General features: G+C 69.7%; 23 protein-coding genes, 2 tRNA genes and 2 pseudogenes. 18 read left to right on the forward strand and 9 right to left on the reverse strand.

Features of this window, described 5'->3' with window-relative positions:
• The 4 genes from DT057_RS27625 to DT057_RS27640 form a co-directional block, all read right to left on the reverse strand.
• A partial coding sequence (locus tag DT057_RS27625; protein ID WP_128565303.1) for a hypothetical protein occupies positions 1 to 243 on the reverse strand: 243 nt, incomplete at its 3' end.
• Positions 244 to 291: 48 nt separating this feature from the next.
• Entirely contained in the window at positions 292 to 1,353 is a 1,062-nt protein-coding gene (locus tag DT057_RS27630) for a CobW family GTP-binding protein (RefSeq protein ID WP_128565304.1), read from the reverse strand.
• A complete protein-coding gene (locus DT057_RS27635; protein WP_128565305.1) occupies positions 1,350 to 1,697 on the reverse strand; it encodes a hypothetical protein in 348 nt (115 codons plus the stop codon). Before DT057_RS27635 ends, DT057_RS27630 begins: the two co-directional genes overlap by 4 nt.
• A gap of 5 nt (positions 1,698 to 1,702) precedes the next feature.
• A complete protein-coding gene (locus tag DT057_RS27640; protein ID WP_128565306.1) occupies positions 1,703 to 2,602 on the reverse strand; it encodes a polysaccharide deacetylase family protein in 900 nt (299 codons plus the stop codon).
• A 121-nt stretch (positions 2,603 to 2,723) separates the two neighbouring features.
• Between DT057_RS27640 and DT057_RS27645 the strand changes: the two genes are divergently transcribed.
• Both DT057_RS27645 and DT057_RS27650 read left to right on the forward strand, forming a co-directional pair.
• A tRNA-Ser gene (locus tag DT057_RS27645) sits at positions 2,724 to 2,815 on the forward strand.
• 231 nt (positions 2,816 to 3,046) lie between these two features.
• Positions 3,047 to 3,223 (forward strand): transposase, encoded by a 177-nt coding sequence (locus tag DT057_RS27650; protein ID WP_128565307.1) that lies wholly within the window; start codon positions 3,047 to 3,049, stop codon positions 3,221 to 3,223.
• A gap of 135 nt (positions 3,224 to 3,358) precedes the next feature.
• Here the strand turns inward: DT057_RS27650 and DT057_RS27655 are convergent, their stop codons facing one another.
• Positions 3,359 to 4,357 carry a LysR family transcriptional regulator gene (locus DT057_RS27655; protein ID WP_128565308.1) on the reverse strand — a complete coding sequence of 333 codons (999 nt, stop codon included), beginning with the start codon at positions 4,355 to 4,357 and terminating at the stop codon, positions 3,359 to 3,361.
• A 106-nt stretch (positions 4,358 to 4,463) separates the two neighbouring features.
• On the opposite strand from DT057_RS27655, the gene DT057_RS27660 reads away from it, so the two are divergent.
• From DT057_RS27660 to DT057_RS27690, 6 genes and pseudogenes are all read left to right on the forward strand, one after another.
• Positions 4,464 to 5,186, forward strand: a complete 723-nt coding sequence (locus tag DT057_RS27660; protein WP_128565309.1) for an SDR family oxidoreductase — start codon at positions 4,464 to 4,466, stop codon at positions 5,184 to 5,186.
• A gap of 54 nt (positions 5,187 to 5,240) precedes the next feature.
• Positions 5,241 to 5,336: pseudogene (locus DT057_RS36950) on the forward strand (oxidoreductase); the annotation flags it as partial.
• Between the two features lie 125 nt (positions 5,337 to 5,461).
• Positions 5,462 to 6,064, forward strand: a complete 603-nt coding sequence (locus tag DT057_RS27670) for a TetR/AcrR family transcriptional regulator (RefSeq protein ID WP_128565310.1) — start codon at positions 5,462 to 5,464, stop codon at positions 6,062 to 6,064.
• Between the two features lie 89 nt (positions 6,065 to 6,153).
• Complete coding sequence (locus DT057_RS27675) at positions 6,154 to 6,402, forward strand: hypothetical protein (RefSeq protein ID WP_128565311.1); 249 nt, start codon at positions 6,154 to 6,156, stop codon at positions 6,400 to 6,402.
• Positions 6,403 to 6,478: 76 nt separating this feature from the next.
• Positions 6,479 to 7,162, forward strand: coding sequence for a type 1 glutamine amidotransferase domain-containing protein (locus DT057_RS27680; protein ID WP_128565312.1), 684 nt, complete (start codon positions 6,479 to 6,481; stop codon positions 7,160 to 7,162).
• 377 nt (positions 7,163 to 7,539) lie between these two features.
• Complete coding sequence (locus DT057_RS27690; RefSeq protein ID WP_128565313.1) at positions 7,540 to 7,974, forward strand: tautomerase family protein; 435 nt, start codon at positions 7,540 to 7,542, stop codon at positions 7,972 to 7,974.
• A gap of 28 nt (positions 7,975 to 8,002) precedes the next feature.
• Here DT057_RS27690 and DT057_RS27695 read toward each other — a convergent pair whose 3' ends face one another.
• A complete protein-coding gene (locus DT057_RS27695; RefSeq protein WP_128565314.1) occupies positions 8,003 to 8,566 on the reverse strand; it encodes a TetR/AcrR family transcriptional regulator in 564 nt (187 codons plus the stop codon).
• Positions 8,567 to 8,675: 109 nt separating this feature from the next.
• On the opposite strand from DT057_RS27695, the gene DT057_RS27700 reads away from it, so the two are divergent.
• A complete protein-coding gene (locus DT057_RS27700; protein WP_128565315.1) occupies positions 8,676 to 10,085 on the forward strand; it encodes an amidase in 1,410 nt (469 codons plus the stop codon).
• 108 nt (positions 10,086 to 10,193) lie between these two features.
• Here DT057_RS27700 and DT057_RS27705 read toward each other — a convergent pair.
• Positions 10,194 to 10,697, reverse strand: a pseudogene (locus tag DT057_RS27705) (integrase core domain-containing protein); the annotation flags it as partial.
• A gap of 195 nt (positions 10,698 to 10,892) precedes the next feature.
• Positions 10,893 to 11,156 (reverse strand): hypothetical protein, encoded by a 264-nt coding sequence (locus DT057_RS36230; RefSeq protein ID WP_203236392.1) that lies wholly within the window; start codon positions 11,154 to 11,156, stop codon positions 10,893 to 10,895.
• 50 nt (positions 11,157 to 11,206) lie between these two features.
• Here DT057_RS36230 and DT057_RS37570 point away from each other — a divergent pair, with 50 nt between their 5' ends.
• From DT057_RS37570 to DT057_RS27750, 9 genes are all read left to right on the forward strand, one after another.
• On the forward strand, positions 11,207 to 11,482 hold the full coding sequence (locus DT057_RS37570) for an oligopeptide/dipeptide ABC transporter ATP-binding protein (protein ID WP_203236393.1): 276 nt from the start codon (positions 11,207 to 11,209) through the stop codon (positions 11,480 to 11,482).
• 304 nt (positions 11,483 to 11,786) lie between these two features.
• On the forward strand, positions 11,787 to 12,692 hold the full coding sequence (locus DT057_RS27715; RefSeq protein WP_128565316.1) for a LysR family transcriptional regulator: 906 nt from the start codon (positions 11,787 to 11,789) through the stop codon (positions 12,690 to 12,692).
• 131 nt (positions 12,693 to 12,823) lie between these two features.
• Positions 12,824 to 13,633, forward strand: coding sequence for a carbon-nitrogen hydrolase family protein (locus tag DT057_RS27720; protein WP_128565317.1), 810 nt, complete (start codon positions 12,824 to 12,826; stop codon positions 13,631 to 13,633).
• Between the two features lie 7 nt (positions 13,634 to 13,640).
• Positions 13,641 to 14,309 (forward strand): RraA family protein, encoded by a 669-nt coding sequence (locus DT057_RS27725; protein ID WP_128565318.1) that lies wholly within the window; start codon positions 13,641 to 13,643, stop codon positions 14,307 to 14,309.
• A gap of 207 nt (positions 14,310 to 14,516) precedes the next feature.
• Complete coding sequence (locus DT057_RS27730) at positions 14,517 to 15,563, forward strand: ABC transporter substrate-binding protein (RefSeq protein WP_128565319.1); 1,047 nt, start codon at positions 14,517 to 14,519, stop codon at positions 15,561 to 15,563.
• A 17-nt stretch (positions 15,564 to 15,580) separates the two neighbouring features.
• Positions 15,581 to 16,648 carry an ABC transporter ATP-binding protein gene (locus DT057_RS27735; RefSeq protein WP_128565320.1) on the forward strand — a complete coding sequence of 356 codons (1,068 nt, stop codon included), beginning with the start codon at positions 15,581 to 15,583 and terminating at the stop codon, positions 16,646 to 16,648.
• Positions 16,645 to 17,529, forward strand: a complete 885-nt coding sequence (locus DT057_RS27740; protein ID WP_238313819.1) for an ABC transporter permease — start codon at positions 16,645 to 16,647, stop codon at positions 17,527 to 17,529. The genes DT057_RS27735 and DT057_RS27740 overlap by 4 nt, the downstream gene beginning before the upstream one ends.
• A 9-nt stretch (positions 17,530 to 17,538) precedes the next feature.
• Entirely contained in the window at positions 17,539 to 18,333 is a 795-nt protein-coding gene (locus tag DT057_RS27745) for an ABC transporter permease (RefSeq protein WP_128565321.1), read from the forward strand.
• A 673-nt stretch (positions 18,334 to 19,006) separates the two neighbouring features.
• A tRNA-Thr gene (locus tag DT057_RS27750) sits at positions 19,007 to 19,081 on the forward strand.
• A 126-nt stretch (positions 19,082 to 19,207) separates the two neighbouring features.
• On the opposite strand, the gene DT057_RS27755 is transcribed toward DT057_RS27750, so the two are convergent.
• Positions 19,208 to 19,393 carry a hypothetical protein gene (locus DT057_RS27755; RefSeq protein WP_128565322.1) on the reverse strand — a complete coding sequence of 62 codons (186 nt, stop codon included), beginning with the start codon at positions 19,391 to 19,393 and terminating at the stop codon, positions 19,208 to 19,210.
• Positions 19,394 to 19,427 lie beyond the last annotated feature (34 nt).

Here is a 19,427-nt window from a genome sequence, read left to right on the forward strand (position 1 = left end):
CTCGGGCGGCGGGGCCGGGGGCGGCGCGGCCGGCCCCGGGGCGGAGCCCCGCGCCTCCCGGGTGAGCATCTCCACCACGCTCTGGGGCAGGCGGAGGAAGTGCCCGGTGCCGTGGCCGGACCGGTCGAGGATCTCGGCGAAGACCGGACGGTGCGGCTCGTGGCCGGCCTCGCCGAGGGCGCACGGGCGGCGGGGCAGGCGGCTCAGCTTCGCGGCGAGTTCCTTCGGCACCAGTGCGTTCACCCGTCCAACTCCGTCCGCGAGACCGGACGGGTTGTGAGGCCGGGTCCGTTAACGATCGGCTGATGCGGCGCCGGGCGGCGCGCCCGCTGGGGCGGGGAGGCCGGCCCCCGCCCCGGCGGCAGGCGCGCCCGTGCCGGCGCCGGGCAGCCCCGTGAAGGCGGCGTAGGAGCGCCGCAGCAGCGCCGGGTCGACGTCGCGGGCGATCAGCATCAGGCGGGTCCGGGCCGCGCCGTCGGGCCAGGCGTCGAGGTGCCGGGGCGGGTGGATCAGGTGCTGCACGCCCTGGACCACCACCGGGGTCGCCACGCCGGCGACCGCCACCAGCCCCTTGAGCCGCAGGATGCGGTCGCCGTGGCGGTTGAGCAGCATGCCGAGCCAGAGCCCGAAGCGGGTCCAGTCGACCGGGCCGCTCTCGATCAGCACGGCCCGGACCGCCCCGTGGGGGGCGTCCGGCACCGCGGCGCAGAGCCAGCGCGCCGCCTCGGCGGCGCGGGTGCGCGGGTCGTCGGTGAGGAGGGCGGCCTCCGGCACGTCCGCGAGGGTCAGGGGCAGGCAGGACGCCAGCGGGTTGAGGCCGGCCAGGCGGGCGACGAGGGCCGCCGCCGCGTCGGCCGGGGCGAGGTCGGTCTTCGACAGGACCAGCCGGTCCGCCGCCGCGACCTGCCGCACGGCCTCCGCGGAGGTGTCGAGGGTGCGGGCCCCGTTCACGGCGTCCACCACCGTGACGACAGCGCCGGGCGCGAAGGCGTGCCGCAGCATCGGATCGGCCACCAGCGTCGCGACCGCCGGGCCCGGGTCGGCGAGGCCCGTCGTCTCGAGCACCACGCGCCGGAACGGCGGCACCAGGCCGCGGCGGCGGCGGTCGTGCAGGTCGACCAGCGCCGCCTTGAGGTCGCCCCGGATGCTGCAGCAGACGCATCCGCCGCGCAGGAGCGCCACCTCGCCGACGAGCGGCGCGACGAGCAGGTGATCGAGCCCGACCTCGCCGAACTCGTTGATCAGCACGGCCGTGTCCCGCAGGGCGGGCCAGGCGAGGAGCCGGGCGAGCAGCGTCGTCTTGCCGGCGCCGAGGAACCCCGTGAGCAGGGTGACGGGCGTCGGCGCCGTCACGTCCCCTCCCGGGCGCCGCCCGGGGCGGGCGCCTCGGGCGCCGCGAGCGCCCCGGTCGCCTCGACCGCCGCGATCGTGTCCGGGTCGAGGGGGTCGCAGAGGCGCCCGCTCAGGCGCTCGGCGGCGGGCCAGAGGCCGCCGAGATGGTCGACCACGGCGGTGCGTCCGGTGCGGCCGGCGAGCGTGTAGCGGTCGGCCCAGCCCGACAGCCTGAGGCCGTAGAGGCCGAGCACCCGGTTCGCCAGCGCCGCCCGCGCCTGCCGCTCGGCCTGGGGCGGGCGGCGGGCGCCGATGCCGTCGCTCCAGTGCGCGGGCGCCCCGAAGGCGCCGCAGAGCCCGCACATGCGCCCTACGACGCCGGCCGGGCGTCGCCCTCGAACGGGAAGCGCCGGGCGAAATCCTCCGCGATGGTCTCCATCGTCACGAAGCGCACGCCGGCATGGGCCTTGAAGTGCTGGAACAGGCGCTCGTGCATCTGCAGGACGTGCGGCTTGCCCGAGACGTCCGGATGGATGGTGATGGGGAAGACCGCGTAATCGTAGTTGGCATAGACCCAGTCGAACTGGTCGCGCCACATCTCCTCGATGTCGCGCGGGTTGACGAAGCCGTGGCTGTTGGGGGCGGCCTTCACGAACATCATCGGCGGCAGGTCGTCGAGGGTCCAGGAGGCCGGGATCTCGATGAGCCGCGTCTCGGTGCCGTGCCGGAACGGCGTCATCCAGGCCGAGGGGTGCTGGGCGTAGTCGATCTTGGCCCAGGCCTCGTCGACCCGCACGTAGTAGGGGTGGTGGTCGTTGTGCATCAGCGAGTGGTCGTAGCGGATGCCCTTCTTCTGGAGCAGCTCGTTGGTCTTCGGCCCGAACTCCCACCAGGGCGCGACGTAGCCCCGGGGCGGCGTGCCGGCGAGGTCCGCGATCAGCCCGACGCACTTGTCGAAGATCGCCTCCTCCTGCTCGGGCGTCATGGCGATCGGGTTCTCGTGGCTGTAGCCGTGCATCCCGATCTCGTGGCCCGCGGCGGCGACGGCCTTCATCTCGTCGGGAAACGTCTCGATCGAGTGGCCGGGGATGAACCAGGTGGTCTCGATTCCCCAGCGCCCGAACATCCGCAGCAAGCGCGGCGCCCCGACCCTGCCGGCGAACACGCCCCGCGAGATGTCGCACGGGCTGTCCTCGCCCCCGTAGGAGCCGAGCCAGCCCGCGACCGCGTCGACGTCCACGCCGTAGGACACGAAGATCTCTTTCGCCATGCCGACCTCTCGCCCGAGGAATGCCCGCCCGCCATCTGACCGCGCCCCCGCGCGTCCGGTCAACCCGCCGGCGCGAAACAGGTTGACCGGATCATGCCGATTTCCTAGAGCGGGCGGACCCGGAGACGTGGCCGAGCGGCTGAAGGCACTCGTTTGCTAAATGAGCAAGCCCCGAAAGGGGCTTCGAGGGTTCGAATCCCTCCGTCTCCGCCAATCATCAGCGCAAATGGGGGATTGCCCCGGGCTGGATGCGAGCGACGCAGCTGTGGTGACACGCGTCGAGCAGGATGACACCGCGCGGACGGTCACGGGTCTGGCTCGCCGCTTCACGGCCCTGGTGCGCTCCGCCGGGAAGGGCAGGACCGTCGCCGGTGATCAGAACGAGAACGCCGGTGCGGACCTCGACGCCTGGATCACGCAAGCACGGACCTGCGACGCTCCTGCGTGACGTTCGCTTCGGGGCTCGACGGGGACATCGCTGCCCTCCGCGCCGCCCTGACAGAGCCCTGGAGCAGCGGCCAGGCCGAAGGTCAGATCAACCGGCTCAAGCTCATCAAGTGCCGATGGTATGGACGGGCAGGCCTCGATCTCCTGAAGCGCCGCATGGTTCTTACCGCCTGATCCACGCAAAGCGAGCAGGAACCACCGATCCGGGGCAATCCCAGGGGCTCAAAGTGACCCCTTGCAGACCTTCCAGCCTGCTGGTTCGGAGGTCCGCTTGAGGAGAAGGCGGACCTGAAGGCGGTGGCCACGACATCAGGAGGTTGTGGCCCATTCAGCGAGCCTCGCATTCGTCGGGAGGTCATTCCCGTCTCCGGGAAACGAAGCGATCAACGTGTCCCATGGCGCCCGCGATGGGAACACCTCGTCCATGAAGGCCAGGAACGCCCTCACGTTCGGGTTGCCGCGCCGGCTCTCCGGCCACAGCGCCCTGATCTCGGAGCGCTCGACCGCGAACGCCTGCAGCACCGGCACCAGCGCGCCCCGCGCGACATAGGGGGCGGCGATGTAGGTCGGCGAGATGCCGATGCCGCCGCCGGCCACCAGGACCGCCGCCACCGCGTCGCTGAAGTCCGTGACGATGCCGGCCTCCGGTGTGATCTCCACGACGCGCCCCCCGATCCGGAAGGGCCAGCGCAGGGCCTGGCCCGTGCTCTGGAAGCGGAAGTTCACGCAATCGTGGCGGACGAGCTCGTCCGGCTGACGCGGGGTTCCGCGACGTGCCAGGTAGGCCGGCGCGGCGAAGGCACAGAGGCGGTGCGGCGCGAGGCGCCGGGAGATCAGGCGGGAATCGGAGAGATCGCCCACCCGGATGGCCACGTCGATGCCCTCCTCGATCAGGTCCGCGAAGCGGTCGCCCAGGCGCAGGTCGACGCTCAGCTTGGGGAAGCGCTCGCGGAAGCGCGGCAGCGCCGGGGCGAGCAGGTGGACGCCGACCGGGGAGGGCGCCGTGACTTTCAGGGTGCCGGCCGGCTCGGAGCGTGCCGTGACCGCGGCCTGCTCGATCTCCTCGGCCTCGCGCAGGAGCCGCAGCGCCCGCTCGTGCAGGTCGCGGCCTTCCGGCGTCAGGGTCAGCGAGCGCGTCGTGCGGGTGAACAGGCTCAGGCCGAGCCGCCCCTCCAGCCGCTGCACGCTCTTGCTGACCGCCGTGGGCGAGATGCCGAGCGAGCGCGCAGCTGCCGTGTAGCTGCCGAGCGAGGCGGAGCGCGCGAAGGCGATGATGCCGGTGAGGCGGTCGAGGCCGATCTGTTCCATGACGGCATGATTGAAACGAAGGCGAACCCGATTATCAAGCTCTGAGCGCCGATCCATTCTTCCTCCCACAGGCGCCGCGGCGGCGCCGCCGGGAAGGATCACCGTCATGAGCAGCACCCTTCAGGACCGTACCGTCGTCATCTTCGGCGGCACTTCGGGCATCGGTCTCGCGGCCGCCCGGCAGGCCAGGGACGCCGGTGCCGACGTCATCGTCGTCGGCTTCAACGCGGAGGGCGCCGAGCGCGTCGCGGCGGAGAACGGTTTCGCCGGCTGGCGCGCCGCCGACGTGACCCGGCCCGAGACCATCGTGCCGGCGCTCGCCGACATCCCTCAGGTCGACCACCTCGTCCTGCTCGCCGGCACCTTTGTGGCCGGCAAGGTGCTGGAGGCCGAGGTCGACCACCTGAAGCGGGCCTTCGACGAGCGGATCTGGGCGGCGGTGCACACCATCCGCGTGCTCGGCGACCGGCTGGCCCGGGACGGGTCCGTCACCTTCATCTCCGGGGCGCTGGCGGACCGCCCCAGCGCCCAGGGCACCGCCGTGCTGGCTGCCGCTTCGGCCGCGATGGAGGCGCTCGCCCGCGGCCTCGCGCTGGAGCTGGCTCCAGTGCGGGTGAACACCCTGTCGCCAGGCACCACCGACACGCCGCTCTTGGCCCGCACGCTCGGCGCCCATCGCGACGCCTACGTGGCCGCTTTGACCGAGAAGCTGCCGCAAGGGCGTCTCGGCACGGCCGACGAGGCCGGCGCGGCCGTCGTCTTCCTGATGAGCAACGGCTTCATGAACGGCGAGACCCTGCACGTCGATGGCGGCGCCCGCCTCGTCTGATCGCCCGCGTCCACCTCGTCCACGCCGCGCAGCGAACCTTCAAGGAGCGGTCCCGTGACACAGCCTCTCGCCGACAAGGTCGCCCCGGTCACGGGCGGCTCCCGCGGCATCGGGGCCGCCATCGTGCGTCGCCTGAGCCGGGAGGGCGCGCCAGCAGGGCCGCCGGTTCGTCGGCGTGTTGGCCATCGAGCGGGTTCATGATCACATCCCTCGAAACACTCGAAAAACTGCGAGCCGATCTAGACGACCGGTCTAATTGGAGCTATGTGTAGCTCATGGCACACGCGAACGGCAGCATCGACGTCCGGCGAGGCATTCTCGACACCGCCCACCGGATCGTCGGCGCGAAGGGGTTCTCGGGCGTCGGCCTCAACGAGATCCTGGCCGCAGCCGGGGTCCCGAAGGGCTCGTTCTACCACTACTTCGGCTCGAAGGAGGCCTTCGGCGAAGCGTTGCTGGCCGAGTACTTCGAGGAGTACCACGCCGATCTCGACGCAACCCTCGCGGAGGCCGGCCTGAGCCATGCCGAGCGCCTGATGAACTACTGGCGCAAGTGGCAGGCGACCCAGGGCAGCATCGACTACCAGCGCAAGTGCCTCGCGGTGAAGCTCGCGGCGGAAGTCTCGGATCTGTCCGAGCCCATGCGCCTCGCGCTCAAGAGCGGCACGGCCGGCATCATCGAGAGGGTGACCGGCGCCGTCGAGGCGGGCATGGCCGAGGGCTCGCTCGAGGTCGACGGCGAGCCGCGCGCGACCGCCGAGACGCTCTACCACGTGTGGCTCGGGGCGAGCCTCATGGCCAAGATCGTTCGCACGGACGCGCCGTTCGAGGCCGCGATGGCCACCACGCGGCACATCCTCAACCCGAGGACAACCTGATCGCGCGCGGCAGTGCCGAGCGCGGTTCGACGCTCGCCACGATTAGAGACGACCGGTCTACTTGCAAACCTTCAACCAGGAGAGTGACGATGAACGTCCAACCCACCCACGCCCTCATGCCCTACCTGCTGCTCGCCGAGTTCGGGGCAGCCCTGTTCGCTGGCTCCGCCGCCTCGGCCGACGAGCGCATCACGCTGGAAGCCATCGGCGCCGTCCGCATGGCCGGTTCCGAGGAGGTCCGCCGCGTCGATGGTCCGCATCGGCGAACCGAGGCCCGGCCGGCACACGACGCGGTCGTCGAGCGCACCGAAGCCGGGACGCCCTCGCACCGGAACTGACACGCCGGCGAACGAAGGCGCGGCTGTTCGAGCCGCCGTCCCCCGCGACAACCCCCCCTGACAACGGAGAATGACGATGAAGATCCTGATGGTGCTGACCTCCCACGACCAGCTCGGCGACACCGGCCGGAAGACCGGCTTCTGGCTGGAGGAGCTCGCCGCGCCCTACTACCTGTTCAAGGACGCGGGCGCCGAGGTGGTCCTTGCATCGCCTAAGGGTGGCCGGCCGCCGCTCGACCCCAAGAGCAACGAGCCGGGCTTCCAGACGGACCTGACCCGCCGCTTCCAGGCGGACGGCGAGGCCAACGCGATCCTGGGCGACACGGTCCGGCTCGACGGCGTGACCCACGATGGCTTCGACGCCGTCTTCTATCCGGGAGGCCATGGTCCCTTGTGGGACCTCGCGGAGGACCCCGTCTCGGTCAGGCTGATCGAGACCACCCTCCAAGCCGGCAAGCCCGTCACCCTCGTCTGCCACGCCCCCGGCGTGCTGCGCCACGCGAAGGCCCCGGACGGGAGGCCGCTCGTCGATGGCAGGGACGTCACGGGCTTCACGAACACCGAGGAGGAGGCCGTGGGCCTCACCCGGGTGGTCCCCTTCCTAGTGGAGGACGAGCTCAAGCGGAACGGCGGCAGGTTCACCAAGGCCGATGACTGGGCGCCGTACGTGGTGGCCGACGGTTTGCTGATCACCGGCCAGAACCCGGCCTCGTCCGGGCCGGCGGCCGGGCGTCTCCTCGAGCGGCTGGCGAACGGCTGAGGGCGAGAGACCGGCCCCAGCTCGCTGGCGGACATCCATGAGCATCTCGCGACCGACGGCCTGGTCGGCTGGGGCTGGCATCCCGGCAAGGGCCGGGAACCGGCTCCCGGGACGCAGGACATTCTGGGCGAGCTGACGCAAGCGTGGATCGACACCGGGGCTGCCTGCCCGAAGTAGCGACCCCGAGCAGGACGGTCCCACGACCACGGACATCGCCCGCTCGATCCGCCGGTCGACCGAATGCCGGGTGGGCAACGGCGAACGGGCCTCCAACTTAGGTCCTGCGGGCCCTCGCATCCCGCGGAGGTCGACGGCCGGCCAGGGAGCGTGGGCGCACCGAGACGCGCGCCGAGCGCCACCGGACAGGGAGAACGCGCATGCCGACCTATGCCATCTCGACCGCGAAGGACACCACGCCCGACCAACGCGCGAAGATCGTGGAGAGCATCACCACCATACATTCGGTCGAAGCGACCGCCCCGCGCTACTTCGTGCAGGTCATCTTCAACAAGGTCGAGCCCGGCTCGATCTTCATCGGCGGCGAGCCCGCCTCGCCCGACCACGTCTGGGTACGCGCCGACATCCGGGCGGGACGGACCCGGGAACAGAAGGCCCGGATGCTCCGGCGCATCATGCAGGAGACGAGCGAGATCCTCGCCATCTCGGAGCAGGACGTCTGGGTCTACATCTCGGACATCCCGGCCACCGGCGTCCTGGAATTCGGCAACGTGCTGCCGGAGCCGGGCGAGGAGGAGCAGTGGCTCGCTTCCCTGCCGAGCGACCTGCGCGAGAAGCTCAGGCGGGCGGCCTGACCCGGACGCCGGGCCGGTGCCTCGGGCCTCACGCCGGCAGGAGGCCCGAGGCGCGGTAGCTCTCGATGAGCGTGTCGAACAGGGTGATGTCCGAGCGGCTCCTGGCGAACAGCTGGGCACCGGACACCGCGGCGAAGATGGCCCGCGCCCGCGCCTCGCTCTCCTCGGGCCCCACCACACCCGCCATGACCAGCACCTTGCCGAGCCACGCGATGTTGACGTCGGCGAAGCCCTGGGCCTCCCGCTGCACGACTTCCGGCAGGTTGGCGTACTCGGCCGACATGAAGCTGCAGAGGCAGAGCCTGTTTCCGTCCTCAAGCGACCTGCGGAAGGTCCCGGGGTAGAGGTGCAGGCAGCGGACCGGGTCCGATGTCTCGGCGAGCATCGCATCCAATTCGGCCGCCGTATCCTCCCGGTAGCGCCTGGCCACGGCCGCGCCGAGGTCCGCCTTGCTGGCGAAGTGGTGGTAGATGCTCGCGGCCTTGATGCCGACTTCCGCGGCGAGGTCGCGGTAGCTCAGTCCACCGTAGCCGTGCGCCTGCGCGGTCTTCCTGGCAGCGGCCAGGATCGTCTCCTTGGCGTTCGCGCTCACCTCTCCCTCCTTGTTGCCCTCATCGACCTACCAAGTGTTAGTTAGGGATTGACGGGTGATAAATCCAGGCCTATCTCCGTCCTGCCTAACGACAGGTAGGGAAACCGTCATGACCCGGGACATCACCTTCTCCGACGCCACCGCCCTCGCCGAGCTGATCCGCACCAAGCAGCTCTCGCCCGTCGAGGTCGTGAGGGCGCATCTCGACCGCATCGAAGCGGTCGACCCCGAGGTCAACGCCATCGTCACCGTCGCGCAAGGGGCGCTGGCTGCCGCGAAACAGGCCGAGGCGGCCGTCATGGCGGGCGAGGAGCTCGGGCCCCTGCACGGCGTGCCCTTCACCGTGAAGGACTCCATCGACACCGCCGGCGTGCTGACCCAGCGCGGCTCGCCCATCTTCAAGGGCCGGGTGCCGGACACCGACGCGACCAGCGTGGCGCGCCTGAAGAAGGCCGGCGGCATCCTGCTGGCGAAGACCAACCTTCCCGAGTTCTCGTACTGGATCGAGAGCGACAACCTGCTCTCCGGCCGCTCGAACAACCCCTGGGACCTCGACCGTACGCCGGGCGGTTCGAGCGGCGGCGAGTCCGCGGCCATCGCGGCGGGCATGTCGCCGCTTGGCCTCGGCACCGACCTCGCCATCTCGGTGCGCGGGCCGGCCGCCCAGACCGGTATCGTCTCGCTGAAGGCGACCCATGGGCGCGTGCCGATGACCGGCATCTGGCCGCGGGCGCCCCGCCGCTTCTGGCACGTCGGCCCGATGGCCCGCAGCATCCGCGACCTCTCCCTGGCCTTCTCGCAACTGTCCGGTCCCGATGGCCTGGACGCCTTCTCGACCAGCACCGTGCCGTTCGATGCCGGCGTGGGCGCCTCGCCGGACCGCAAGCTTCGCGTCGGCTGGATGGTCGGGCCGGGCTTCGGGCCCATCGACACGGAGGTCGCGGAGACCGTCCGGGCGGCGGCCGAGGCCCTCAGGGGCGAGGGTCACCTTGTCGAGGAGGGGCACATCCCGGCGCTGGAGCGCGACTTCGCCCTCGACGTGTTCAACAAGCTCCACGTCATGGAGATGAAGCCTGCCTTCCGGGAGGCGACGGCGGGCCGTCCCGACGGCGAGATCTACAAGATGGCCAGGACCATGCTGTCGCTGCCCGACACGTCGATGGAGGACTTCGTCGCGGCCGAGCAGGCGGCGGAGCGGCTGCGGGACGGCTACGCGGCCTACTTCCGGGACTACGACGTCCTCCTGACCCCCGTGCTGCCGGTCCCGGCGCACAAGCACGGCATCCAGGAACTCGTCGTCAAAGGCGAGACCGTCGACCTGACCTACCTCCAGGGCGCGACGGTTCCCCTGAACCTGACGGGCTTGCCCGGGCTGTCGATGCGCTTCGGGACCAGCCGCGAGGGCCTGCCGATCAACGTGCAACTGGTGGGTAGCTGGCAGGCGGAGACGACGATCCTGCATGCCGCCTCGGTGCTGGAGCGCGTGAGCCCGGTCCGCGACCTGCACCCGAGCCTCTGATCAGGGCGAAACCTGCCGGGGAGCGCGCCGCTGTCCCCGGCCATGAGCGGGCGTCGAGTTGCCGAGGTGGTGACCTGACCGGTATTTTGGACCGGGCGGAATGAGAGGCTACTGCATGGCATCAGCCATGGGTAGCCGGAAGGCCAGATCCGGGAAGGTGACGGGCGCGGGTGGCCGGTAGCCCGGCGACGAATGCGGCCGAACGCGATTGTAGGTGTTTCGCCAAAGACCGATCACGATTTGGGCTTCCTTGAGCGAGCAGAAGATTTCCTGCCTCAAGCACTCGTCCCGGAGCTTGCCGTTGAAGCTCTCACAGTGCCCGTTCTCCCGCGGCGAGCCCGGTGCGATGTACTGGATCTGCGAGCCGGTCTTGGCGACCCATCTGTGCAGCGCCTTTGCGATCATCCCGGGGCCGTTGTCGCCGCGGATGTGCTCCGGGATGCCGTGCAGGCACATCGCGTCGGCCAGCGCCTCGATCACGCCGAGACTGCTGATGCGCCGCGCCACCTTCAGCGCCAGGCAGGCCCGGCTGTGCTCGTCGATCAGCGTCAGGATGCGCAGGCTCCGCCCGTCGTGCGTCCGCGCCTGCGCAAAGTCGAAGCTCGAGACGTAGACCTGACCGGAATGGCGCCCTGCGCCCTGCGAGCCGTTCGGCCGCGCATGCAGATGGTCTTCCAGGACCCGTTCGGAAGCCTCGATCCGCGCCGTCCCGTCGGCGATCAGATCGGTGACGGTCTGCAGGAAGATGCCAACGACGCGTCTGAGACCGGCGGCGCGACCGCGCGGCGTGGGGCGGCGGGGGCCCCCTCACGCGCGGCGCACGTCCGGGCGCTGCTCGCGCAGGTCGGGCTGCGTCCAGACCAGGCGTGCCGCCTCCCGCACGAGTTCTCCGGCGGGCAGCGTTAGCGTATCGCGATCGCCCGGGCGCTCGCCACCCGACCTGATTTCATCGTCGCGGACGAGCCGGTCGCGGCGCTCGACGTGTCGATCCAGGCGCAAGTGGTGAACCTCTTCGCCGACCTGCGCGGCCAACTCGGGCTCGCCATCCTGTTCATCAGCCACGATCTGCACATGGTCCGACACTTCTCCGACCGGCTGGTCGTCATGTATCTGGGGCGATCATGGAGGAGGGTCCGGCAGACGCGCTCTTTCACCGGCCTGCTCACCCCTACACGCGTGCCCTGATCGAGGCGACGCCAACCCTGAAACGGGCTGGAACCCGCGACCGGACAAGCCTTTCGGGCGACCTTCCGAGCCCGCTCGATCCACCCTCAGGTTGCGTCTTCCGAACGCGTTGCCCCGCTGCGCTTCCAGCCTGTGCCGCGACGGTTCCGAACCTCGATCGCGACGGGGTGAGCGGGCGTGCCGTTGCCTGCATCCGGGCAGGAGAGGTTTGAACCACGACGCCGCACGACACCGTCGACGCTCCCGGCCCTGAACCCGATGCCGCCGTTGGGACCCCCTTCATCTGTCCGACCCCGGCAGCCATGCGCACGCTCGGCAATGGCCGACGCGCGCAGCCTCGCGGTGGCGCGTCGGCGTGCCTGTCATGCCGGCCGCCGAGCCCTTGCCAGACGATCCAAGGGCGATCCTCTCTCGCCGCGAGAATCAGCTGTGGAGGGTGCCGTGCAGCACTCCTGGACCATGGATGGGGCGTGACACTAAGGATCGCAGCAGGTCGAAGAAGGTTGCCGCCGGACCGTGAACCTCAAGTTCCTCGAGACGTTCGTCTGGGTCGCCCAACTACGAAGCTTCTCCCTGACGGCCGAGCGGATGGGAACGACCCAGGCCGCGGTGTCGAACCGCATCGCCACCCTGGAACGCGATCTCGGCGTCCGCCTTCTCGAGCGTGACGCGCGCAGCATCGCGCTCACCCCCCAGGGCGAGAGGGCGCTCTCACGGGCCGAGGAGATCGTTCGCCTCGCCGACGCGTTTCGGCAGAGCATCGGCGACACGGCCGCGCTCTCCGGCAGCGTTACGATCGGCGTCGTCGACTCGATCGTTTACGCGTGGCTACCGCGCTTGATCGAGCGCGTGCAGGAATGTTTTCCGCGCATCGCCATCGAACTTAACGTCGATACAAGCCTGAACCTGACCCGGCAGATTTGCGACCGGCAGATCGGGGTGGGGCTGATGATGGGCCCCGTCATCGCGCCGGGCGTCCGGAACATCGACCTGTGCACCTTCGATTGCCTCTGGATTGCCTCGCCGAGACTCGCGCTGCCCGCCGAAGGTGTCACCCTCGCCGACGTGGTCGCTCACCCCATCTTCGCATACTCGAGAGGCTCGCTGCCGCATCAGGCGCTCCTCCAGCTCATCGAGAGGGCAGGTTGGCGGCGCGACGCAGTGCGCGTCTACAATTCAAACTCGCTCTCGACGGTCACCCGCCTCATCCGCGACGGGCTGGGCCTCGCGATCTTGCCTCACGTCGTCGTGAGAGAGTTCCTGGCGAACGGGGAATTGCGGGTTCTCGACGTCGTGGAGCACCTGCCACCGCTTCAATTCCACGCCGTCGTGGCGGACAGGCCCGGTGACGTGCTGCCGGGCCTCATCGCCGAGAAAGCGGCGGAGGTCGCGGCGGAGTTCGGATCGACCGACGATTGCTGACCTAAGGTTCTGGTGGGAGGAAGCATTCGAAAATCTTATGGTCCGGGATAATTTTTTCGCGTTTGTGCGCCTCCCGACAATATGTTTTTCTGCACGGCGATCCTCGTGCCAGCACACAACAGGAGCGCCGGGTGAAAGTCTCGCTCATCCAGATGAACTCGCAGAACGACAAGGCGGCGAATTTGAGGACCGCTCGAGAGATGATCGAGAAGGTTGTAACGGAAGATCGAGCAGACCTGATTGTGCTGCCGGAGTACTTTGCCTTTCTGGATGCCTCGCCGGAGGCAATGCGGGCGAGCGCAGAAAATTTTCCCAACGGCGAGAGCTATCGCCTGATCTCGGGGCTCGCGGAAGGGCACAAGGTCACGATTCACGCCGGCAGCGTCGTCGAGCAGGACGGCAATGATTTCTACAACGCCACGCTCGTCTTCGGACCGGATGGGAGGCAGCTCGCGCATTACCGCAAGATGCATCTCTTCGACGTCGACGCGCCCGGCGGTGCAAGCTACCGCGAGTCGAACATGGTGTCGCGCGGCGAGAGAATCGTGACTTACGAGGCTTCCGGCGGCGTCAAGGTCGGCTGCGCGATCTGCTACGACATTCGCTTCCCCGAGCTGTTTCGCAAGCTGCGCGACGCCGGCGCCGCCGTGATCGTGCTGCCCGCCGCCTTCACCCTGATGACCGGCAAGGATCACTGGGAGCTCTTGGCCCGGGCTCGGGCCTGCGAGACCCAGACCTGGTTCCTCGCCACCGGCCAGACCGGCACCCACGCGGGCGGCCGCAACGCCTGCTTCGGCCACTCGATGATCGTGAACCCCTGGGGCCACGTGACCGCCCAGGCCTCGGACGGGGTTGGGACCGTGAGCGGCCGGCTCGACTTCGCCTATACCGACAAGGTCCGGGCCGCCGTTCCCGTCGCCCAGCACCACGTGATCGGCTGAGGCCCCCATGTTCATCGTCAACCCCATGCCGGAGGCGATCCCGGCCGAGCTCAAGACCCTGCTCGAGCGCTGCGAGGTCGCGACCATCGGGCACGTGCTGCATTCGGGCTTCGTCGACCGGGAGATCCGGGCGGTGCTGCCGGACAGGCGCGTCGCCGGCACCGCGGTGACGCTGCGCATCCCGCACGCGGATTCGGCCGCGCTCCACTACCTGACCAAGCTCGTGCGGCCCGGCGACGTCGTGGTCATCGACCGCTGCGGCGACGACAAGCACGCCTGCTGGGGCGGCGTCGTCACCCACGCCATGCGGAACGCCGGGGTCGCCGCGGGCGTCATCGACGGCCCGGCCACCGACTTCTCCGAGATCCATAGGACCGGCATGCCGGTGTGGTGCCGGGGCCCATCGCCCATCACCACCAAGATCCTCGGCAGCGAGGGCGCGATCAACGTGCCGGTGAGCGTCGGCGGCCAGACGGTCGAGCCGGGCGACGCGGTGCTCTGCGACGAGAGCGGCGTCGTGGTGCTCAAGCGCGACGCCGCGGGGGGCTACGCCCGCCGCGCGATCGAGATGCAGGAGAACGAGCTCCTTCTTCTCGCGCGCCTGCGCAGGGGCGAATGGCTACCCGACATCTCCGGCGCGACGGCGATGATCGAGGGCAAGCTCGCGACGGGCTAGAGCATTCTCCGGCGAAGTGGACACCGGTTCGCCGCAGACAATGCGGCAGGATCAAAAACCTGGAGCAGCGGCCGATGGCAGCGTGATCGGATGCTGCTCGAGCAAGACCGAATTGGCCCGGACCCGACGGCCCTCGTCCCGGGACGAGTTGACGATCAGACGACGGGCGGAGAACCGCCCGCGATCATCGACAGTGGGGACCAGCGCATGAAGACTTCCACCGTGCTCGCCGCCGCGCTCGCCGCCGGCGTCGCCATCGCGGCGACGCACGCCCTGGCGCAGCAGACCGTGACGCTCATGGCCTATTCGGGCCTTTTCCAGGAGCGCTACACCGCGGCCGTCGTCGAGCCCTTCATGAAGGCCAATCCCGGCATCAAGGTCGAGTTCTTCGGCCTGCCGAACTCGGCGCAGATGCTCGGCAACCTGCGCGCCCAGAAGGCCGCGCCGCAGGCGGACGTCGTGATCATGGACGTGTCGGTCTCGAAGGCTGCGACCGACGAGAGGCTCCTCGTCAAGATCGATGAGGCGAGCGTCCCGAACATCAAGGACCTCTACCCGAGCACCCGCATCCCCGGCATCGACGGCGTCGCCGTCACCTTCGACAACCTGATGTTGCTCTACAACAGCGACGCCGTGAAGACCGAGCCTAGATCCTGGATGGACCTGGCCGACCCGCGGTACAAGGGCAAGGTCGCCTTCAACGGCATGCCCGACATCCAGGGCCTGTCCCTCGTGCTCATCCTCGACAGGGCGCGCGGCGGTACCGACTACCTGAGGAGCGTCGAGAAGGGCATCGCGGCGGCGGGCGAGATCGCCTCGAACGTCCAGACCTGGGAGCCGAAGCCCGAGATCTACCCGGTCATCGTCTCCGGCCAAGCCGACATCGGCCTCGGCTGGAACGCCCGCGCTCAGGTGAATGCCCGCGTTTCTGGGGGCAAGCTCAAGGCGGTGCTGCCGCAGGAGGGCTCGGTCTTCCAGGTGAACACCATCAACCAAGTGGCGAACGGGCCGGGCAAGGACGCGGCGGCGAAGTTCATCGACTACGCTCTCTCGGCCGAAGTACAGAAATCGTTCACCGAGGTGATGTACTACTCGCCGACCAACGCCAGGGCGCAGATCTCGGAGGCCGCCATCGCCCGCACGGCGGCGAAGTCGATGGACAAGGTCATCCCGGTCGATTGGATCGCGCTCGCCAAGGTGCGCGAGCCGATCATGGAGCAGTGGCGCCGCAAGGTGATCCCGCTCTCGCGCTGATGGTCCCGGAGGCACGCATGACCGCCGGGACCGGCTACCTCTCGCTGTCCGGACTCACGAAGCGCTACGGCGAGTTCGCCGCGGTCGACGGTCTCGATCTCGATGTGCCGAGGGGCGAGCTCGTCGCCTTCCTCGGCCCCTCGGGCTGCGGCAAGACCACTTCGCTGCGCATGATCGCCGGCCTCGTGCCGGCCACCGCCGGGCGGATCGTGGTCGGCGGCCGGGAACTGACCGAAGTCCCGACCCACCGCCGCGACATGGGCCTGGTGTTCCAGAGCTACGCGCTGTTCCCGCACATGAGCGTGGCGAAGAACGTCGCCTTCGGCCTGGAGATGCGCAGGGTTTCGCGGGGCGAGATCGCGGCGCGGGTCCGCGAGGCCATCGCGCTGGTGCATCTCACGGGCAAGGAGGAGCACCGCCCGGGCCAGCTTTCCGGCGGCCAGCAGCAGCGCGTGGCGCTCGCCCGGGCACTCGTCATCCGCCCCTCGATCCTGCTGCTCGACGAGCCGCTCTCGAACCTCGACGCCAAGCTGCGCGACGAGATGCGCAACGAGATCCGCGACATCCAGCGGCGGCTCGGCATCACGGCGATCTTCGTCACCCACGACCAGGGCGAGGCGCTGACCATGTGCGACAAGGTCGCCGTGATGAACGCCGGCCGCCTCGAGCAAACGGGCACGCCGGTCGAGCTCTACGAGCATCCGAGAACCGCCTTCGTCGCCGGCTTCGTCGGTCGGACCAACCGGCTCAAGGCCGTGGCGCGCGACGGGGCTCTTGAGCTCGCGGGCCAGCGGCTCGCCGCGCCCTCGGGCATCTCCGGCACCGTCGAGGTGATGATCCGGCCCCACCGCGTCGCGCTGGCCGCCGACGCCGCCGTGGTCGCGCCGGGGCATCACGGCGTCGCCGGCACGGTCGCCCGAGCCACCTTCGCCGGCGACATCCTGCAGTACGACGTCGACGTCGCCGGTCAGATCGTCTCCGTCGAGGCGGCGACCCGCGGCGGCGAGCGCGTGCTCGAGCCGGGCCGCGCCGTCATGCTGTCCTGGCGCCCGCAGGACCTGTTCGTCTACGCGAGCGCCCGGTGAGCGCGGCAACGTCCGTCCTGCCGGCCGCAGCGGCACCCGCGCGGCGCGGTCCTGGCCTGCCGCTCGTCGCACTGCTCATCCTGCCCATCGCCGCGGTCAACGCGCTCGGCTTCCTCGCGCCCGTCCTCAACCTCCTGCGCATGTCGTTCTACGAGGCGCAGGCGACCGGCGCGATGGCCGAGGTCTATACGCTCGCCACCTGGGCGACGGTGTTCGGCGACGGCTTCTACCTCGCGCTGATCCTCAACAGCGTCGGCGTCAGCCTCGCGATCACGCTCCTGACGCTCGCGTGCTCCTACCCGATCGCCCTCTACCTGCACCGCGCGTCCGGGACCTGGCGCACGCTGCTGCTGGTGCTGGTGATCTCGCCGCTCCTGACCTCGGCGGTGGTGCGCACCTACGGCTGGATCGCGATCCTCGCCGACCAGGGGCTCGTCAACAACGCGCTCGCCGCGATCGGCCTGTCCCGGACGCGGCTGATGTTCAACCTCACCGGCGTGATCATCGGGCTCACCGAGATCCTGATGCCCTACATGATCCTGGCGCTGCTGGCGGGCTTCGGCCGCCTCGACCCGCGGCTCGAGGAGGCGGCGGCGACGCTGGGTGCGCCGCCCTGCGCCGTATTCCGCCGCGTGGTGCTGCCCCTCACCCTGCCCGGCATCGCGCTGGGATCGCTGCTCTGCTTCGTGCTGGCGGTCTCGTCCTTCATCACGCCGAAGCTCCTCGGCGGCGGGCGCGTCTTCCTGCTCGCCACCGAAATCTACGACCAGGCGATCGTCACGCTGAACTGGCCGCTCGCAGCGACCCTCTCGATCCTGGTGCTCGTCGTCTTCGGCGCGGCGCTGGTCCTCTACACCCGCGCGCTTCGCGCGATGCTCTGAGGACCGCTCATGGACGAACGCCCGATCGCCCCGGCGCTCAAGGTCCTCGCGGCCCTGATGTTCCTGTTCCTGCTCGCGCCGCTCGTCGTCGTCGTGCCGATCTCGTTCTCGGGCGACCGCTACATGACGTTCCCGCCCTCGAGCTGGAGCACCCAGTGGTACGGCGCGATCTTCGCCGACGGGCGCATGGTCGGGGCGTTCTGGACGAGCCTGGCACTGGCCGCCGTCGTGACGACCTTGAGCCTCGCCATCGGCTTGCCCGCGGCCTACGCGCTGGTGCGCCTGAAGCCGCGCGGGGCGGAACTGCTCGGCAGCCTGTTCACGGCGGCGCTGCTGCTGCCGACCATCGTGCTCGGCCTCGCGATCCTGATCGTCTTCGCCCGGTTCGGGCTGCTCGCCACCTTCCCGGGCCTCGTCGCGGCCCACCTCGTCGTGACGCTGCCCTACGCGCTGCGCGTGCTCTCGACGGCGCTCTCGACCCTGCCCATCGCGGTCGAGGAGGCGGCGGCGACGCTCGGCGCCCCTCCGCTCACCGTCTTCCGCCGCGTGACGCTGCCGATGATGCGCTCAGGGCTCATCGGCACCGCCGCCCTCTGTTTCCTCGTGTCGTTCGACGAGGTGGTGCTGTCGCTGTTCATGACAGGCCCGCGCATCGCGACGCTCCCGGTCGCGATGTACCACCGGGTCGAGCAGCAGGCCGACCCGCTCGTCGCCGCGCTCTCGGTGCTCCTCGTCGTGCTGACGCTCGCCGTGGTGCTCGTCGTCGACCGCAGCGCCGGCCTCGCCAAGACATTCGTGAAGTGACGCGCGGATGGGCGGAACGCTGATTCCGGAGAGGCTGCACTGCCTCTCGGGCGGCCTTCCAAGCCCGCCTGATCCTCCCTCCGGCTGCGTCGTCCGAACGCGCTGCCCGGCCGTCTCCCGAGCCTGTGGCGCGACGGTTCCGAACCTCGTCCGCGATGGGGCGAACGGTTGTACCGTCGTCTGCATCTGGGTGGGGGAGATCTGAGGCACGACGCGGCACGAAGGCTTCGACGGTTCCGGCCATGAGGCCATGTGGGGACATCACGATGGCCTTGTCGTCACCAGACCGGTGCGAAGGCCTGGACCTTCAGCGACCTGAAGACGCTGCTTGCCGAATCGACGCCGCTGCGTTCCGGTGAACCGCTCCGGGTTTCCCGGACGGCTCCCGATGCGGGAACTGGGCTCCGACACCCTGGAGGCTCGCGGGATGCCGTCCGCGGGCGCAGAGTAGATCAATGGCGACAGACCCTCGAGGATCAGGATTCCGGACCTGAATGAATCAGCGCCGCAGCCCGTCATCCCCGCAGGAGCGCCGTCTCTGAATCGCCCTGCTGGCCTCAGCGCAACGGTTGCAATGCCCTCCGCGATCCGCTAATGCCCCCTCCGTGTTCGGCGCACCCGCCCCGGACCCGCCGGCCTGGGCCGGACGGGCCCGGTGTCCGCGTGTCGGCCCGCCGTTGTAGCTCAGTGGTAGAGCGCGTCATTGGTAATGACGAGGTCGGGAGTTCAATCCTCCCCAGCGGCACCATACACTTAGCTTAGATTTCAAATCTCAAGAATCCGGGCTGGGTAACGCCGTGGGTAACGGCTCGACCCTGATTTTGGGGTTGTCCGACGCGGCTGGAAAAACCCGCCTGCGTCGGACGACCGCAGCTCAAGCCGGCTGCTGCCAGCTCTCCATGATGGCGAGCCTCGCACCCGCTCTCTCGCGATACGCTTCCGCCACCTCGTGGTGCCAGGCGGACTGGTCGAGATCCCGCCGCACCTGCCAGACCGTGAACCGGACATGCAGGTAGGCGAACGGGGAGATGATTAGGAACAGGAGCTTGGTGCTGGTCATCACAGCGCTGGGCTCCTGGCGATCAGCCCCAGAG

The organism is Methylobacterium crusticola, from assembly GCF_003574465.1.
In the GTDB taxonomy this organism is placed as follows: domain Bacteria; phylum Pseudomonadota; class Alphaproteobacteria; order Rhizobiales; family Beijerinckiaceae; genus Methylobacterium; species Methylobacterium crusticola.